15 protein-coding genes and 1 pseudogene are annotated in these 16,998 nt (G+C 74.0%); 9 read left to right on the top strand and 7 right to left on the bottom strand.

Going from position 1 to position 16,998, the window contains the following annotated elements; genetic code table 11:
* Positions 1 to 3: 3 nt before the first annotated feature.
* Positions 4 to 972, bottom strand: coding sequence for a DUF5715 family protein (locus tag OG617_RS29535; RefSeq protein ID WP_405096189.1), 969 nt, complete (start codon positions 970 to 972; stop codon positions 4 to 6).
* Between the two features lie 130 nt (positions 973 to 1,102).
* Positions 1,103 to 1,231: a hypothetical protein gene (locus OG617_RS29530; RefSeq protein ID WP_405096188.1), complete on the bottom strand. Its 129-nt coding sequence runs from the start codon at positions 1,229 to 1,231 to the stop codon at positions 1,103 to 1,105.
* Between the two features lie 479 nt (positions 1,232 to 1,710).
* Between OG617_RS29530 and OG617_RS29525 the strand changes: the two genes are divergently transcribed.
* Positions 1,711 to 3,420 (top strand): DEAD/DEAH box helicase, encoded by a 1,710-nt coding sequence (locus OG617_RS29525; RefSeq protein WP_405096187.1) that lies wholly within the window; start codon positions 1,711 to 1,713, stop codon positions 3,418 to 3,420.
* Positions 3,421 to 3,518: 98 nt separating this feature from the next.
* Here the strand turns inward: OG617_RS29525 and OG617_RS29520 are convergent, their stop codons facing one another.
* Positions 3,519 to 3,890, bottom strand: coding sequence for a DoxX family protein (locus tag OG617_RS29520; RefSeq protein WP_405096186.1), 372 nt, complete (start codon positions 3,888 to 3,890; stop codon positions 3,519 to 3,521).
* Positions 3,891 to 4,001: 111 nt separating this feature from the next.
* Between OG617_RS29520 and OG617_RS29515 the strand changes: the two genes are divergently transcribed.
* A complete protein-coding gene (locus OG617_RS29515) occupies positions 4,002 to 4,511 on the top strand; it encodes a MarR family winged helix-turn-helix transcriptional regulator (RefSeq protein WP_405096185.1) in 510 nt (169 codons plus the stop codon).
* Positions 4,512 to 4,590: 79 nt separating this feature from the next.
* On the opposite strand, the gene lon is transcribed toward OG617_RS29515, so the two are convergent.
* The gene (lon, locus tag OG617_RS29510; RefSeq protein WP_405096184.1) at positions 4,591 to 6,921 is read right to left on the bottom strand and encodes an endopeptidase La; all 2,331 of its coding nucleotides are present in this window, start codon (positions 6,919 to 6,921) and stop codon (positions 4,591 to 4,593) included.
* A gap of 492 nt (positions 6,922 to 7,413) precedes the next feature.
* Here lon and OG617_RS29505 point away from each other — a divergent pair, with 492 nt between their 5' ends.
* Positions 7,414 to 7,761 (top strand): Lsr2 family protein, encoded by a 348-nt coding sequence (locus tag OG617_RS29505; protein ID WP_161683941.1) that lies wholly within the window; start codon positions 7,414 to 7,416, stop codon positions 7,759 to 7,761.
* A 778-nt stretch (positions 7,762 to 8,539) separates the two neighbouring features.
* Positions 8,540 to 8,821, top strand: a complete 282-nt coding sequence (locus tag OG617_RS29500) for a hypothetical protein (protein WP_405096183.1) — start codon at positions 8,540 to 8,542, stop codon at positions 8,819 to 8,821.
* Positions 8,822 to 9,261: 440 nt separating this feature from the next.
* Here the strand turns inward: OG617_RS29500 and OG617_RS29495 are convergent, their stop codons facing one another.
* Positions 9,262 to 10,155 carry a hypothetical protein gene (locus OG617_RS29495; RefSeq protein WP_405096182.1) on the bottom strand — a complete coding sequence of 298 codons (894 nt, stop codon included), beginning with the start codon at positions 10,153 to 10,155 and terminating at the stop codon, positions 9,262 to 9,264.
* A gap of 191 nt (positions 10,156 to 10,346) precedes the next feature.
* Here OG617_RS29495 and OG617_RS29490 point away from each other — a divergent pair, with 191 nt between their 5' ends.
* From OG617_RS29490 to OG617_RS29475, 4 genes are all read left to right on the top strand, one after another.
* Positions 10,347 to 11,489, top strand: a complete 1,143-nt coding sequence (locus OG617_RS29490) for a DICT sensory domain-containing protein (protein ID WP_405096181.1) — start codon at positions 10,347 to 10,349, stop codon at positions 11,487 to 11,489.
* Between the two features lie 77 nt (positions 11,490 to 11,566).
* A complete protein-coding gene (locus OG617_RS29485; RefSeq protein ID WP_405096180.1) occupies positions 11,567 to 12,292 on the top strand; it encodes a helical backbone metal receptor in 726 nt (241 codons plus the stop codon).
* Between the two features lie 250 nt (positions 12,293 to 12,542).
* Positions 12,543 to 13,100, top strand: coding sequence for a hypothetical protein (locus tag OG617_RS29480; RefSeq protein WP_405096179.1), 558 nt, complete (start codon positions 12,543 to 12,545; stop codon positions 13,098 to 13,100).
* 170 nt (positions 13,101 to 13,270) lie between these two features.
* Positions 13,271 to 13,639, top strand: a complete 369-nt coding sequence (locus OG617_RS29475) for an FKBP-type peptidyl-prolyl cis-trans isomerase (protein ID WP_405096178.1) — start codon at positions 13,271 to 13,273, stop codon at positions 13,637 to 13,639.
* 231 nt (positions 13,640 to 13,870) lie between these two features.
* Here the strand turns inward: OG617_RS29475 and OG617_RS29470 are convergent.
* A pseudogene (locus OG617_RS29470) lies at positions 13,871 to 14,230 on the bottom strand (STAS domain-containing protein); the annotation flags it as partial.
* A gap of 292 nt (positions 14,231 to 14,522) precedes the next feature.
* Between OG617_RS29470 and OG617_RS29465 the strand changes: the two are divergent.
* Positions 14,523 to 15,542, top strand: coding sequence for an SMP-30/gluconolactonase/LRE family protein (locus OG617_RS29465; RefSeq protein WP_405096177.1), 1,020 nt, complete (start codon positions 14,523 to 14,525; stop codon positions 15,540 to 15,542).
* 117 nt (positions 15,543 to 15,659) lie between these two features.
* Here the strand turns inward: OG617_RS29465 and OG617_RS29460 are convergent, their stop codons facing one another.
* Complete coding sequence (locus OG617_RS29460; protein WP_405096176.1) at positions 15,660 to 16,919, bottom strand: Ig-like domain-containing protein; 1,260 nt, start codon at positions 16,917 to 16,919, stop codon at positions 15,660 to 15,662.
* Positions 16,920 to 16,998 lie beyond the last annotated feature (79 nt).

Genomic DNA, 16,998 nt, shown 5'->3' with positions numbered 1-16,998 from the left:
GGCTCAGACCCCCATCTCGGCCTCGTACGACCGACGGAACCGCAGCCCGGCGGCGGGCGCGAGACACAGGTGCCAGGCCTGTCCCTCGTCGACCACGTTGACCTCCCCGGCCCGCTGCCGGGCGAGCAGCAGGCCGGCCAGGGCGTCCCGAGCGCCGAACCGCTCGAACCAGTCCAGCTCCACGTCGACGGCGTAGCCGAGACAGTGCCCGCTGGGCACCATCGCGGCATAGCCGAGGCGGCGTAGCTGGTGCTGGTGCTCGGCGCTGCGGACCAGGCTGGTCACCCACAGCGGCGGGGTGCCGGGCAGGGTGATCCGGTCGAACTCGCGGCCGATGTCGTTGAGCAGGCCGACCACCTCGCGCCGGGCGCGGCGGAACTTCAGCCCGGCGGTGTGCGGCCGGGCCTCCGGCAGCAACCGGCGGCGCACCGCCCACACGCCCCGGCCGACGAGGGTGGCCGGCTGCTGCTGGTACCGGAAGCGGAGCAGGTCGCGGCGGCGCAGCCACTCCAGGTCCACCAGGTCGGCGCTGGCGTTCACCTCCGCGTCGGTCATGAAGGTGGGTGCGCCGCGCCACCACAGCACGTCGATGCGGGAGAGCAGGTAGATCCGGACCAGGGCGGTCAGGTCGGCGGCGGAGCTGCGCGGGTTGGGCCGGTAGCGGGCCATCTCCAGCAGCAGCGTCTCCCGAGCGCCGATGAGGCCCTGCGGGGTGGCGTCGAGCACCGCGGCGATCGCCGGCTCGCGCAGCCGCTCGTCGAGCAGCACCTGGCGGGCCCCCGCCGACTCCGGGGCGGCGAGCGCGCCGACCTCCACCAGCAGGTCCGCCACGGCCGCCCGGTAGGCGTCGAGGTCGGGGGCGGCCGGCGGGACCGGTCGGGGGACGACTCCCCGGGGCACCCGCCGCACCGCCGTGGCGGACGCGACGGACGTGCCGGGCTGCTGGCCGGGGCTTCGGCTGGGCACTCGCATGGTCGGGTCCTCTCTCCCGGTACGACACGGTGCGGCTGACATGAAACCCACCGTAAGCGCCCTGAGTGGTAAAAGCCCGAACAGTTCTCCTATTTCCCCCGAAGGTCGGCACTCGGCCCAGCCAGCCCGGCTACCGCTCCGCCAGCGCCTGCACCTCGGCGTACGTGGGCACGGCCGGTCCGGGCACGGCGGCGTCGGCCGCCACCGCGGCGAGCGCGGCACCCAGCGTGGCCCGGTACGGAAGCGAGCCGGTGCTCACCCGGGCCACCCTGAGCCGGCCCAGCTCGGCCAGTCCATGGCCGCCCGGTGACCGCCGAGTTCGACTACCGCGCTTCCACCGCCGACGGGGTGAAGCTGGACGGCCGGGGTGGGTGCGGCACCCCGGCCGTCCGCCCGGGCCTCGATTCCGATCGGAAGAGGCCCTTGTCCCAGTTTCGCCGAAGCCAGCCGATCCCGCAGCCCCCTCCGCCGACCCGGAAGCCCTGCGTCGCGGTCGCCGCAGCCGTGGCCGTGGCCGCCGACACACCGGCGACCGGATGCTCCGTCACGTGGACGGAGACGCCCGGGCCGGGACGGTGCCGAGGGTTGGGCCGGCGGAGCCGGCAGGCTCCGGCGGCGGGGAGCAGAGCAGCTCGACGGGACGCACCCGGCCAGGCCAGTCGGGGCCCGCGGGTGCCCCAGCCTACTGTTGTGCCGGTCGCCCGAGCGGGCCGGCGGGGGTGATGAAAGGCTTGTCCCATGAGCTCCGCACCAACACCGACCGACCCGACCGCCGCGCCCAGCACCGACGAGGCGACCGCCTTCACGGATCTCGGGTTGCGCGCCGAACTGCTCGGCGCCCTCTCCGCCCTCGGCTACGAGGAGCCGACCCCGATCCAGCGAGAGGCCATCCCTCCCCTGCTGGCCGGTCGTGACCTGCTGGGCCAGGCGGCCACCGGCACGGGCAAGACCGCCGCGTTCGCGCTGCCACTGTTGCAGCGCCTGCCGGACCGGCGCCCCGGTGGCGACCCGGTGGCGCTGGTGCTGGTGCCCACCCGGGAGCTGGCGGTGCAGGTCTCCGAGGCGTTCCACCGGTACGGCAAGGACCTCGGTACCCGGGTGCTGCCGATCTACGGCGGGCAGCCGATCGGCCGGCAGCTACGCGCCCTGGACCTGGGCGTGGACGTGGTGGTGGCCACCCCGGGGCGGGCGCTGGACCACATCGCCCGGGGCACCCTGCGGCTGGGCGAGCTGGCCACGGTGGTGCTCGACGAGGCCGACGAGATGCTCGACATGGGCTTCGCCGAGGACATCGAGGCGATCCTGGAGCACGCCCCGGCGCAGCGGCAGACGGTGCTGTTCTCGGCGACCATGCCGTCGCGCATCGACGGGATGGCCCGCCAGCACCTGACCGACCCGGTGCGCATCCAGATCGGCCGGGAGCAGCAGGTGGCCGGCGAGGCCCCCCTGGTCCGGCAGAGCGCGTACATCGTGGCGCGGGCACACAAGCCGGCGGCGCTGGGCCGGGTGCTGGACGTGGAGTCGCCGACCGCGGCGATCGTGTTCTGCCGCAGCCGCGAGGAGGTGGACCGGCTCACCGAGACGATGAACGGCCGGGGCTACCGGGCCGAGGCGCTGCACGGCGGGATGAGCCAGGAGCAGCGGGACCGGGTGATGGGACGGCTGCGCGCCGGCACCGCCGACCTGCTGGTGGCCACCGATGTGGCGGCCCGGGGCCTGGACGTCGAGCAGCTCACCCACGTGGTCAACTACGACGTGCCGTCGGCCCCGGAGTCGTACGTGCACCGGATCGGCCGGGTGGGCCGGGCCGGCCGCGAGGGCGTGGCGATCACCCTCGCCGAGCCGCGCGAGCACCGGATGCTCAAGACCATCGAGCGGGTGACCGGGCAGCGGATCGCGATCGACAAGATCCCCACGGCGGCCGACCTGCGCACCCGACGGCTGGAGCTGACCCAGGCGGCGCTGCGGGAGTCGCTGCTGGAGGACGACCTGGATCCGTTCCGGGTGATCGTGGAGTCGCTGTCGGACGAGTTCGACCTGATGGAGGTCGCGCTCGCGGCGGTGAAGCTGGCCCACGAGGCCGCCTCGCCAGGCTCGGACGACGAGGAGGAGATCCCCCAGGTCGCGGTCCGCCCGCAGCGGGAGACCCGCCCGGGGTACGAGGGTCGGAGCGGCGACCGTCGTCCGACCCGGCCCCGCTCGGGGAGCGCCACGCAGGTGTTCATCGGGCTGGGACGACGCGCCGGGGTGCGCCCGCAGGACCTGGTGGGGGCGATCACCGGAGAGACCCGGGTGAGCGGCCGGGACATCGGCTCGATCGAGATCGCCGACCGGTTCTCGCTGGTGGAGGTCCCCAACGGGGCGGTCGACGAGGTGATCGCCGCGCTGCGCGGCAGCACCATCAAGGGCCGCAAGACGACCGTACGCCGGGACCGCGACCGCCCCTGACCTCTTGATCGATTCGGCGTCGGTGACCATCGCGGCCCCGCGTTCCGGGGCACACCGCTGGGTCACCGACGCCGAATCGATCCGCGGCGCGGGTCGGGTCAGAACGCGTACGGGCCGAACCGGCCCCAGGCGACGACGAGCGCCGCGACCAGCAGCACGGCGGTGAACGCGGTGCCCGGGTACTCCTTGGCCCGGGCGTGCACGACGACGGCGCCGGCCATCACGATCGCCGCGCCGACGGCGGCCAGCGGGGTCAGCACGGTGGCGATGCCGGTGAGGGCCGGCAGGATCAGGCCGACGGCGGCGAGCACCTCGAGCGCGCCGAGCGCCTTCACTGCGGACTGGGGCACCCCGTCCACCCAGCCCATCCTCTCGCGCAGCTTCTCCTTGGGCTGGGCCACCTTGGTCAGCCCGGCTCCGAGGAGGACCAGCGCGAGCAGAACCTGCAGGATCCACAGGACGACGTTCATGAGGGTGCCTCCGAAGGGCTGCCGCCCATCCGGGCGGGTAATTTACTTGACGTTTCAAGCATCACCGTACGGCCGGATACTTGAAGCGTCAAGTATCGGTACGCTGGGGCGATGGAACCCACCCGCTGGCTGACCGACGGCGAGCAGGAGGTCTGGCAACGGATGCTCGCCGTGCTCACCCTGCTGCCGGCCGAACTCGACGGGCAGTTGCAGCGCGACGCGGACCTGACCCACTTCGGCTACGGGGTGCTGGCGCTGCTGTCGGAGACCCCTGGCCGGTCCCGCCGGATGAGCGAGCTGGCCGCCCTGGTCAACGGCTCACAGTCCCGGCTGTCCCACCTCGTCGGCCGGCTGGAGCGCCGGGGCTGGGTACGCCGCGAACGGGCCGACGACGACGGCCGGGGCTCCGTCGCGGTGCTGACGGACGCCGGGTACGCGCACCTGGCGGCGAGCGCGCCCGGGCACGTGGCCCTGGTCCGCTCGCTGGTCTTCGACGCGCTCACCCCGACGCAGATGGCGCAGCTCGGCGAGATCACCGCCGCACTGCTGGCCCGGCTCAGCCCGACCGGCGACTGCCCGGCGAATGCCCGGCGACGCGGGAGCGCGGCCGACGGGTCGTGACGGCGGGGGCCTTGCCGGGCGCGCGTGGACAGAGGCCCCTGCCATGCGTGAAGCGATGACAGGGGCCTCTGTTCGCCCCTCAGGCGGCCGTCAGGGTGGGGCCGGCGAGGGTGTCGGCGTCGGCCGGACGCAGGGCCAGGGCGAGCACGTCGGCGACGTCGGCGAGGATATGCACGGTCAGCGCCTCCCGTACCTCGGTGGGCAGGTCGTCCAGGTCCGGCTCGTTGCGGACCGGGATGATCACCTCGGTCAGGCCGGCCCGGTGCGCGGCGAGCAGCTTCTGCTTCACCCCGCCGATGGGCAGTACCCGGCCGGAGAGCGTCACCTCGCCGGTCATCCCGAACTCGGGCCGCACCGGCCGGCCGGTCACCAGCGAGGCCAGCGCCGTCACCATCGTGATGCCGGCGCTCGGCCCGTCCTTGGGCACCGCGCCCGCCGGAACGTGCAGGTGGATCCGCCGCCCGGCGAGGACGTTCGGGTCGATGCCGAGCCGACGCCCATTGGAGCGCAGGTACGACAGCGCGATGTGCGCGGACTCCTTCATCACGTCGCCGAGCTGACCGGTGAGGGTCAGCCCCGGCTCGCCCTCCATGCTGGTGGCCTCGATGAAGAGCACGTCCCCGCCCGCGCCGGTGACCGCGAGGCCGGTGGACACGCCGGGCACCGCCGTCCGCTCCGCCGACTCGGGGGTGAACCTGGGCCGACCCAGGTAGCGGGCCAGGTTGTCGGTGTCCACCCGGACGGGCGTCGGGTCGGTCGCCAGGGCGACCGCGACCTTGCGCAGGATCTTCGCCAGCGCCCGCTCCAACTGCCGGACGCCGGCCTCCCTGGTGTGCTCCCCCGCGATCCGGGCGAGCGCGTCGTCGGCGACGGTGACCTCCTCGGCGGTCAGGCCGGCCCGCTCCCGCTGCCGGGGCAGCAGGTGGTCGCGGGCGATGGCGATCTTCTCGTCCTCGGTGTAGCCGTCGAGGGTGACCAGCTCCATCCGGTCCAGCAGCGGGCCGGGGATGGTCTCCACCACGTTGGCGGTGGCCAGGAACAGCACGTCGGACAGGTCGAGGTCGACCTCCAGGTAGTGATCGCGGAAGGTGTGGTTCTGCGCCGGGTCGAGCACCTCCAGCAGGGCGGCGGCCGGGTCGCCGGCGTAGCCGACCGCAAGCTTGTCGACCTCGTCGAGGAGCACGACCGGGTTCATGGAGCCGGCCTCACGCAGCGCGCGGACGATCCGGCCGGGCAGCGCGCCGACGTACGTGCGGCGGTGGCCCCGGATCTCCGCCTCGTCGCGGACGCCGCCGAGGGAGACTCGGACGAAGTTCCGGCCGAGCGCCCGGGCGACGGACTCCCCGAGGCTGGTCTTACCGACGCCGGGAGGGCCGGCGAGGGCGAGCACCGCGCCGGAGCCACGCCCGCCGACCACCCCGAGGTTGCGCTCGGCCCGACGGTTGCGCACCGCGAGGTACTCCAGGACGCGGTCCTTCACGTCGGCCAGGCCGGCGTGGTCGGCGTCGAGCACGGCGCGGGCCGCGGCCAGGTCGGTGTTGTCCTCGGTACGCGTGGTCCACGGCATCTCCAGCACCGTGTCCAGCCAGGTGCGGATCCAACCCGCCTCCGGGGAGGCGTCGCTGGCCCGCTCCAGCTTGCCGACCTCGCGCAGCGCCGCCTCGCGGACCTTCTCGGGAAGCTCGGCGGACTCGACCCGGGCCCGGTAGTCGGCGGAACCGTCGGGCTCGTCCTCGCCGAGCTCCTTGCGGATGGCGGCGAGTTGCTGGCGGAGCAGGAACTCTCGCTGGGACTTCTCCAGCCCCTCGCGGACGTCGCTGTTGATCTGCTCGGTGACCTCCTGCTCGGCCAGGTGCTCCTTCACCCAGCCGACGAGCAGCTCCAGCCGGGCGGTGACGTCCGGCGCGGTGAGCAGTTCGGTCTTCTGCGCCAGCGTGAGCCAGGGCGCGTAGCCGGCCGCGTCGGCCAACTCGGAAAGGTCGGTCATCCGCTCCATGGCATCGATGACCTGCCACGCACCGCGCTGCTGGAGCACGGACGTCATCAGGGCGCGGTACTCGCGGGCGAGTTCCCGGGCCCGGCCGGTGGGGACGGGTTCGGGCAGTTCGGTGGCCTCGACCCAGAGGGCGGCGCCGGGTCCGGGTACGCCGGAGCCGATCCGGGCCCGGGACAGCCCTCGGACCACGGCGGCCGGCTCGCCGCTGGGCAGTCGACCCACCTTCTCGATGGTGGCGACCGTGCCGATGGGGCCGTACTCGCCGTCGATACGGGGCACGGCGAGGAGTTGCTTGTCGCCGGTGGCGCGGGCCGCGTCGACGGCGGCCTGGGTGGTCGGGTCGAGGGTCACCGGGATGACCATGCCGGGCAGCAGGACGTCGTCGGTCAGCGGAAGTACCGGAAGAGTTGCCATCGAACACCTGCTATCGCGTTGAAGTTGAGCCTGATTCACTCAAGTAACAAAGCGTTCCCCTTGTTCCGAAGCGTGATTCAGGCCACTCACGCGGCCGCTCGGGTGACCCCGGCGCAGGGCCCGGGAGCGGGTCTCCCTCGCCGACCCGGGGCGTCCGACGAGGAGCGACGGCAATCCCCGCACCCGATCGCGGCCGGGGCCGGGGCCGTCGAGATCTCCGGGAAACCGCCTGCTACCGAAGGGAAGGCGTGGCGGATGACGACAACATCGCCGCGCCGGCCACGGGTGTCGGACCGAATCGGACGGCCCGTCCCGCAGGGCCTCGGGCCTGCTCAACCGCTTGAGCGGCACCAGCAAATTCCACCGGTCGAGCGGGATTCCATCCCGCGTAACTCGACTCGCCGAATGCAGAACCGGGCATATTCTTGCGGAATTGCCAGTTGATACGTCAAACTCTTAGCACACCCCGCCCCACACAAGGAGTAATTGGCGATGGCTCGGAAAGTAATCACCGTTCTGACTGATGACCTCGACGGCGGGAAGGCGGATCGGACCGTCGAGTTCAGCCTGGACGGCGTGGCGTACACCATCGATGTCTCCGACGAGAACGCCGGCACCCTACGCAAAGCACTCGACCCCTACATCAACGCCGGCCGGCGCATCGGTCGGGGACCGGTCGAGACCGGCCGGACCGCCCGCCGCCCCGGAAGGGCCCCGGTCTCCGGAATGGACCGCGAGCAGAACCGGGCCATCCGGGAATGGGCCGCCAACAACGGCCACGAGATTTCCGACCGCGGGCGCATCCCGGTGTCGGTCGTCGAGGCCTACAAGAACCGCTGATCCGGCGGCGGGGCCGTGATCCGAGGATCCCGGTCGCGCCGTGGAGGCCGGCACCCGCTGGCCCCTTTCCGGTCGCATTTCCCACAGCGCCGGCCGGTGCCGGAGCGGGCCGCCCCGCGACCCGGCCGGTCAGCTACTTGGCCGTTCCCGGCCGGTCGGCGCACGCGGCGGAGCAGCGGCCGGGCCGGGCACACCAGGCACTCCGGGGACGCCGGTCGGCACCTCGGTAAACGGCGCGCGGACGGGGCCCGGCCGGCCCGCACCGGCGTCCGCTCCACCCGACGGCCGAGCCGCCCGAGGTACGGCCCACCCGAGCGCCGGGCGTCCGCGCTTCCCGCCGTACCGAAGCGCCGGTCCGCCGAGGTGACAGCCGCCCATGCCGACCCGCGTCCCACGCCCACCGGCCCAGGCCCGCAGGCCCCGGCGCCGCCGGTGCCCGAACCGCGTGACGGGTCGCCCGGGGGCCGATCGCCCCCGGGCGACCCCGGATCTTCCGACGGTCGCGGCACCGCCGCGCGACTCAGTTGACCTGGATCCGCACACGTCGAAGGCGGGGGTCTGGTTGGCCCGCTCCGTCATCGCGATGCGGTGCGGGCCGCCACCGGCCCAGACCGCGCACTGGGCGGCACCGGGCTGCGGCAGGCCGGGGATCCGGATGATCATCACGGTCCGGGCTGCGCGCCGCCTGACCGGCGGCGAGGAACCGGTCCCGCACCAGGTTGCGGGGGCACCCGGCAGCTGGAGCGCCTGGCTACGCTGGGCCCGCTTCGGGAACTGAGTGATCAGCAGCGACGGGTTGTTGGCCGCCGCGCCCACCTCGCCGAACGAGGTGTTGACGCAGCGGTTCCCGACCTGGAAAGCCGGCGTGCGGCTGAAACCGGCTGTTGCCGCAGCCCTTCGCGAGGACCTCCAGCCCGCTACCGCCACCGTTCTCGCCGCCTCCGTTCTGGCCGCCGCCGTTGTTCCCGCCGTGCTGACCGCACTTGTTGCCGATTCCGCCGAAGACCGCGAGCGTGCCGACAACGGCCAGCAGCCGCCGGCTCCGCGCGATACCGGATGACGGCGTGCCCGGGTGGACCTGCGCGTCGAATTGCTCTCCTTCTCGATCCGGTAGCCGTCACGTGACCCCGTCGGACCGATCAATTCGGGAGGGCCGCCTCGGTGAGGATCACTGCGACGTGCGGGCGCAGTCGCTGGTCGTCGACGGCGTTTTTCCGCACCGTCATCCACGCCCGCAGGCGCGGTGGGGGGAGAGATCCTGTCCATTCCCGCTGAAGTCGGGACCGTGACGCGAAGGTTCAACCCGAATATGGGAATTCTGCGGGAGCGACCGCCCCGGTGAACGGTGAGACCGGCCGGGACGCGCAGTCGCGCCACCGGTCGTCGCGCCACCGCCGTTCCAAAGGCGTACGGTCGCCACCGACGGCCGGTATACGGCCGTCCCACAAAGGGCGTCAGCCCGCCCGGGGACGGCCGGTCGACCGCCCCGTTCCAGGGGCGTCAGTCCGCACAGAGGTGATCGAAACCGAAGCCGTTCCGCATTTCGTCACGGCGCGCCCGCAACTGGCGGATGTCCCCGTCGAGCTGTTCGCGGTCCATCAGCTCCGGCTCGCCGCCGTCGAGGCCACGCAGCCGCTCGCCCACCGCCACGGCGGCGAGATCCTCGGCGAGCCGTCCCGGGTCCACCCCGCAGGAGAGGCGGTGTTCTGACACCCGCACCCGTTCCACCAGGCACCGGCCGGGACGCACCTCGACCCAGCTCCAGCCCTCGGCCGGGCCGTCCGCCCAGCACACGTGCAGGCCCCGAACGATCGGGTCGACCAGCCGACGGGAGACGTAGGCCTCCACGGCTGCCGCCCGGGCCAGGGCACCGAGGTCGTTGACGTGCCCGCTGCGCCCGTCCGGCAGCCGGCCGACGATGTCCCGGAAGGCGACCGGCGTGGCCTCCCCGGGATCGGTGTGCCCCGGGTCCGACCGGACGGCCTCGGCGTAGGCGCGCGCGTCGATGACGTACTCGACGATCCGCCGGCCATGGTCCGCGGCGCGCAGGGTGGGCGAGGCGATCCGCAGCACCGCCAGGCCGACCGCCGCACACACGGCGTCCTTCATCCGCTCGGCGCGCTGGGCCGCCGACCCGGGCGGCACCGGCGGCCCGACCTCGACGGCGAACAGCGGGCGGCCAGTAGGGGCAGCGCACACCACGTGGTCAAAGCACTCCCGGCCGGCCGAGCTCCACTGGTGGCCGGTGACCCCCGGCGGGCGGCCGTGCAGCAGCTCGCCGAGCCGCCGGGCGGCGTACACCACCTGGCCGCCCCGGGCGAGGGCCGGGCCACGGCCGTTCGACGCCGCGACGGGGCGCAGCAGGGAGCCGTCGTCACTACCGGTACTCGTCATCCGCCTTGTCCATCCATCGGGCCGTCGACCGGCCCGAGTCTAGGCCGTCGATCATGGTTCCCACCTCGCCGGTGCGGCCTGCGCCCGGCCGCCGGTCGGCCCGGGGTACGCCACCCGGCCCGTCCTGCCACGGTGCCGGCGGGACGGGGCCGGCGGAAGTGGTCCATGGTCCGATTCTCTAGGCTCAGCGGGTGCTGCACAGTGGACGGCCCCCGGAACTCATGACCAAGCGCAGCCTCGTCGCCGTCTCCCACGCCATCGAATGCGCCGCCATGGCCACCGCCGAGGACGGGCCGCTGGTGGTCATCGCGCTCTTCCAGCGGATGCCGTACTTCGAACGGGAACGGGCGGTCTACGAGCGGATCGCCGCCTCGGGGGCGGTGGCGGTGGTGGGCGTGGTCGGGCAGCGCCCTTCGGGGCTCCCCGACGGCGCGTACGGGGTGGCCCTGGAGGAGACCGAGGACCTGGCGCGGGAGTGGAGCGTGCTCGCGCTGACCCCCCGGTTCGGCGCGGCGCTGGTCGCGTACGACCGGGCGGAGGTGCAGCCGGCGGCCACGCTGGAGGCCGGCCGGCTCTTCGACGGCCAGTGGTGTTTCCGCCGCGACGAGGCGCTGCACCAGGTCCTGCGGCTGCGCGACCGGCTCGCCGACCGGCTTCCCGACGCGGTCCGCGCGGCCGTGGACGACGTGCTGGCCCGGGTGCGTGATCTGCCCTCGACGCCCGGGGAGACACGCGGCGAGGCGGCACTGCGGCTGATGTTCTCCCGCGCCGAGCGGGCGGCCCGGGACCGCTGGGCGACCGGGTCGGGGCCGGGTGACCGCGGCCGGGGCGCCGAGGCGGGAGCCGCCGAGGGCGCCGCCCCGCTGCTCGACGAGTCGGGGATGCGGCGGTGGACGGGCGCGGACGGGATCACCGCGTCGGGCACGCTGCCGGTGGCGCTGATCGGCGTTCGGGTGGACGAGCCGGCCGGCGCGCCGGAGCGCTTCGGCCGGCGCAGCGCGGCCCGCGAGGCACAGGCGGTGATCGGGGCGGTGACCGCGCCGCTGCGCCCGGTGGACCGGGCCGTACGCCTGTCGGACCAGGAGTACCTGCTGTTGCTGCCGGCGCTGACCGAGGAGCAGGCGGTGACGGTGGCCGGTCAGGTGCACGAGGCGGTCGGCGGCCTGGTCCGGTCGTACCCGTTCGTCGCGTTCGCGGTGCACGCGGCGGTCACCGTGACGGCCCGGCGGCCGCTGCCCGTGGCCGACGTCCAGCACGCCGTCGGGTGGGCCGCCCGGGAGGGCGTGCCGGTGGCCCGGCTGGCCCCCGAGATGGCCGAGGTGCCGGTCGGGTAACGCGGGACGATCAGATTGCCCCGCTCCCCCTGCCGGCGGTCGAGCAGCTCGTTGAGCAGGCGAAGGGGGTGTCGGGCGTGCGGGTGGTGTCCCTGGTGCCGTCGCTGACCGAGGCGGTGGCGGTGACCGCGCCGCGGCTGCTGGTCGGCGCGACGGACTACTGCACCCATCCCGCCGGGCTCGACGTGGCCCGGGTCGGCGGCAGCAAGTACCCCGACCTCGACCGGGTACGCGCGCTGCGGCCCGACCTCGTGCTGCTCAACGTCGAGGAGAACCGCAAGGCCGACGCGGAGGCGCTGCGGGCGGCCGGGGTGCCCGTGCGGGTCACCTACCCCCGTACCGTGCCCGAGGCACTGCGGGAGCTGGCGGACCTGCTCGCCGCGCTCGGCGTACCCGACGATCCGGGTTGGTTGCGGGCGGCCCGGCGGGCCTGGGCGGCGCCCGCGCCGGCACTCACCCGGCGGGCGGTCGTGCCGGTGTGGCGTCGACCGTGGGTGGTGCTCGGCGCCGACACCTTCGCCGGTGACGTGCTGCGCCGCCTTGGGGTCGCGAACGCCTACGCCGCGCACCCCGAGCGTTACCCCCGCCCGGAACTGGCCGAGCTGCGGAGCCGGGAACCGGACCTGGTGGTGCTGCCGGACGAGCCGTACCGGTTCACGGCCGACGACGGCCCGGAGGCGTTCCCCGGCACGCCGTGCGCGCTGCTCTCGGGCCGGCACCTCACCTGGTACGGCCCGTCGCTGGCAGAGGCGCCCGCGCTGCTGGCCGGGCAGCTCGACCGGCCGGTGTCCCGCCCCGAATGACCCCTGCGGACCGGTAGCCGGCGTGGTCACCGGTCTCCCGGTCCCATCGGTTGCGGTTGCGGTTGCGTGATCATCGACTACGGTCGGACGAGGCAGGCGGGGTACGGTCCCGGCCGGGACGGCCACCGGACCGAGCAATCGGGGTCAAAGGTCCCGGTCGGAAGCGGACCCATCGGCCCTGACGGGGACAACGGTGACGATGTCCAATGGAACTGCCACCGGGAACGCGGTGCGAAGCACAGGAAGGGACGTGAAGACCATGGCCGCGACGATCGAGCGGACCACCGCCAACACTATCGCTCCATCGGGCGAGACCACCCGGCAGAAGGCCACCCGGTACGTCCTGGCTGGAATTCGGATCGCCCTGGGCTGGACCTTCCTCTGGGCCTTTTTGGACAAGATGTTCGGCCTCGGCCACGGGACCGAGGCGAAGAACGCCTGGATCGACGGGGGCAGCCCCACCAAGGGCTTCCTGGCCTTCGGCACGGCCGGCCCGTTCAAGGGGTTCTACACCGAGATCGCCGGCGCGGCCTGGGCGGACTGGCTGTTCATGGCCGGCCTGGCCGCCATCGGCGTGGCCCTGATTCTCGGCATCGGGATGCGGATCGCCACCGTTGCCGGCGGCCTGCTGCTGGTGATGATGTGGACGGCCGTCCTGCCCCCCGAGAACAACCCCTTCATGGACGACCACCTCATCTACGCCGCAGTCCTGGTGGTCCTCGCCCTGCTCGGCGCGGGCGACACCCTCGGCCTCGGCCGGGCCTGGAAGCGGCTGCCCATCGTCCAGCGGTTCCCCTGGCTGATCTAGTCGGACGAGCACGGCCCCGGCGGGCGCCACCTTCCCGGTGGCGCCCGCCGCCGCATGTCGGGCCGCGCCGGGACCGCCGGGTGCGGGACCGCCGGGCATCGGCAGATCACGATCCGGCAGGATCGACGGCGACCGCAGTTAGCCGCAGCACCGAGCAGGAGGCGTACGACATGGACAAGCCCCAGGTTGGCCCGATCGAGGGCGCGCCGCCCGCCGATCTCGTCATCGAGGACCTCACGGTCGGCGAGGGCCCGGAGGCCCAGCGCGGTCAGCGGGCCACCGTGCACTACGTGGGGGTGGCCCACTCCACGGGTCGCGAGTTCGACGCGTCCTGGAACCACGGCGAGGCGTTCGAGTTTCCGCTGGGTGGCGGGAGGGTCATCGCCGGCTGGGATCAGGGCGTGGTCGGCATGCGGGTCGGCGGCCGGCGCAAGCTCACCATTCCGCCGCACCTCGGGTACGGCAACCAGGGCGCCGGCGGCCTCATCAAGCCCGGCGAGACCCTGGTGTTCGTCGTCGACCTGCTCGGCGTCCGCTGACCCGGGTGGGGTCGCCGGCCGGTGCCGGCGGCCCCACCCGACGACAGGCCGTCAGACGCAGGCCAGCATGGGTGCGGAGGACGCCTCCGCCACGGGCACGAGCGACCCCAGGGCGCGGGCCAGCGACCCGAGCGCGGCCGGTTCCGGCGGGGTGACCGCCGGACCCGGTCGCGCCGACGACTCCCCCGCCGGGGCGAGGGCGAGCGGTGCCAGCACACGCGGCACTGCCGGGGAAGAGACAGCGGCGGCAGACGAGGTCGCAGTGGCGGCGCCGTCCCGGACGGGGATGACGCGGTCCAGGCCGGTGACGTGCAGCACCCGGGCGACCACCGGGGCCGGGTCGACGAGCACCAGCTCCCCACCGCGGGCGCGGACCCGCCGGTGCGCGGCGATCAGCGCCCGGACCCCGGCTGCGGAGAGCAGCCGGACGCCGGAGATGTCGAGCCGCAGCAGCGGCCGGGCCGGGGCGGCCCACAACGCGGCGCGCAGCAGACCGACGGTGGCGATGTCGACCTCGCCGGTCGCCCTCATCTCCACCACGTGATCCTCCACGCTGACCTGCACGTGGAACCGATCGCTGCGCTGCTCCATGACCACGAATCTAGCCCCACCCCCCGACAATTCCACCCTGCCGAGGGGTGACTCCGGGTACACCCAGGGTCTGACCCCGAGTCACTCCGGGTCCACCCTGAGCAGGAGCTGCGGCAACGCCGGGCGCCCCGGTGGCACCGGCGGACCCGGCCGACCCGGTGCGGCTGGCGGGCGACCCGGGCGGGGCCCGGCGACCGTCGGGGCGCGGGCGGGCGGGGTGCCGGGCGGGCGGGCCTGCACGACACGCGCGGCGGGGACAAGGCCGGCGCGCGCGGCGGGTGACAATGACCCGATGGTCGTACCCCGTCCCCGTGTGCCCCGGCCCATCCGGCCCGTCCGCGAGCCGGCCACCGTGCCGCCCCCGTTGAACGGGCCGTGGGCGGCGACCGACCTGCGGCTCGACGACGCGGAGCTGCTGCCGCTGGCCGAGGGCGCGCACGGCCCCGAGGACGTCGTGGTCGACCCGGACGGCCGGGTGGTCAGCGGCGACGAGGACGGCCGGCTCTGGTGGTGGCCGGCGGACGCGCCCGCGGGCACCCGTTCCCAACTGCTGGCCGAGACCGGCGGCCGGCCGCTCGGCATCGAGGTCGACCCGCGCGACGGCAGCCTCGTCGTCTGCGACGCCTACCGGGGGCTGCTGCGGGTCACCCCGGACGGGGCGGTACGGAAGCTGACGGGCACCGCCCCGCCGGTGCACCTGGCGAACAACGCCACCGTCGCCCGGGACGGCACGATCTACTTCACCGACTCCTCCGACCGGTTCCCGCTCTCGCACTGGAAGCACGACCTGCTCGAACACCGGCCCAACGGGCGGGTGCTGGCGTACGCCCCGGGCACCGGGCGCACCGAGGTGGTGGCGAGCGGTTTCTACTTCCCCAACGGGATCGCGCTCACCCCGGACGAGTCCGCGCTGATCCTGGTGGAGACGACCACCCACCGGATGCTGCGGGTCGACCTGCCCGGCGGGGCGGCCACCGTGCTGACGGACCTGCCGGCCTACCCGGACAACCTGTCCGCGGTCGGCGACGGGACGTACTGGATAGCCCTGCCCAGCCCGCGGCTGCCGGCCGTGGAGCGGCTGCTGCCGCACCCGCGGCTGCGGCAGCTGGTGGCGCTGCTGCCCGACGCGGTCCGGCCGCAGCCGCGCCGCTACGGGCTGGTCGCGCTGGTCGACGGCGCGGGCACGGTGCTGCGGACCCTGCACGGCCCGCGCGGCGCCTACTGGATGATCACCGGCGTACGTCAGCACGGCGACCGGCTCTGGCTCGGCAGCCTGGTCGGCCCGGGCGTGGCCCGGGTGCCGCTCGCCTGAGGGCCGACCGGGGGGCGTCCCCTGCGTGGTTGGGCGACAGGGGCGCACCCGGTGAGAACGGCGACCGGTCCGCCACCGTGCGGTGGCGGACCGGTCCGGCGGTCGTTCCTCCCGTGCTCAGCCGCCGCTGGCCGAGGGGGCCGGTGCGGGCGAGCTGCCGCCGGCCACCGCGCCGGGGTGCTGCGCCGCGTGCGGGCTGGGCCGCAGCCCGGCCGGTACGGGCAACGCGCTGCCCTTCGCGAACTCGTCCCAGCCGACGTTCCAGGCCGTCCAGCCGTTGCCGGCCTGCAGCGGCACCTCGGTGCCCTTGACGGTCACCAGGTCGCCGACCTGGGTGTTCTCCATCAGCCAGTCGGCCGCCGTGGCGGAGACGTTGGCGCAGCCATGGGAGACGTTGGTGTAGCCCTGGTCGCCCTCGGACCACGGAGCCGAGTGGATGAACTCACCACCCCAGGTGAGCCGCTGCGCGTCGTCGACGTCGACCACGTAGCCGCCGTCGGGCTCGCCGCGGGTGTCGAACGTCGTCCGCTCGTGCTTCTCCATGATCACCATCTTGCCGCTGGAGCTGGGCGTGCTCGGCTTGCCGAGGCTGACCGGGATGCGGCGGACCAGCTTGCCGTCCCGGAACACCGACATCTGCTTCGTGGCGTTGTCGATGTCGACGGCGACCTGTCGCCCGATCTTCGAGGTGGCCCTGCGGTCGGCGTCGCCCATCCGTTCCTTGCCGATCGGCAGCCCCTCCAGCGCCGCCCGGACGCTGATCGCGGTGCCCGGCCGCCAGAAGTCGGGCGCCCGGTAGTACACCTGGCTGCCGTCCTCCAGCCACGACCAGGTGCCCGGCTGCGGCGGATCGGTCTTGACGAACAGCCGCTTCTGCACCGCCGCCCGCGCCTCCTTCGGCACGGCCGGCTCGAAGGCCACCGTCACCGGCATCGCGGTGCCGTACGTCTGGTTGCCCGCGAAGTAGAGCGTGCTAGTGATCGCCGGCTTCGTCGGCTTCGTCGCCGTGGTGAAGGTGGTCTTCCGGGTGGAGGTCCGCCCCCCGTCCCCGGTCACCGTCACCTCGGCGGTGTACGTCCGCCCGTTCGCCAGGGGCCCGCTGGGCACCCAGCTCGACCCGTCATCCCGGGGCTCTCCGCCCACCTGCCGCCCCTTGTCGTCGGTGAGCCGGACGGAGCTGACCTTCCCGTTCGTCACGCTGGTGCCCACCTCGGCGCTGACCGGGATGTCCCGGGCCCGGTCGGCGGGCGTCAGCTCGACCGCGGGCGGTGGCGCCGATTCCCCGGCTGCCTTCCGCTCGGCGGTGCACCCGCCGATGACCAGTGGCGTGGCTGCGATGGTTACCGCAAATAGCGTCAGTCGCCGCCTCACGTTCATATTCCGCACCCCATTCCCATTTCCCCTTGGCCACATTCTGTACGGCCCGACGGGAGGCGCGGCGCATCTTTCCGGGAAT

Origin of the sequence: Micromonospora sp. NBC_01412 (genome assembly GCF_045040215.1) — a bacterium.
GTDB classification, from domain to species: Bacteria; Actinomycetota; Actinomycetes; order Mycobacteriales; family Micromonosporaceae; genus Micromonospora; species Micromonospora rubida.
The sequence above is the reverse complement of the archived record's forward strand: the minus strand, read 5'-3'. Positions and strand labels throughout refer to the sequence as shown.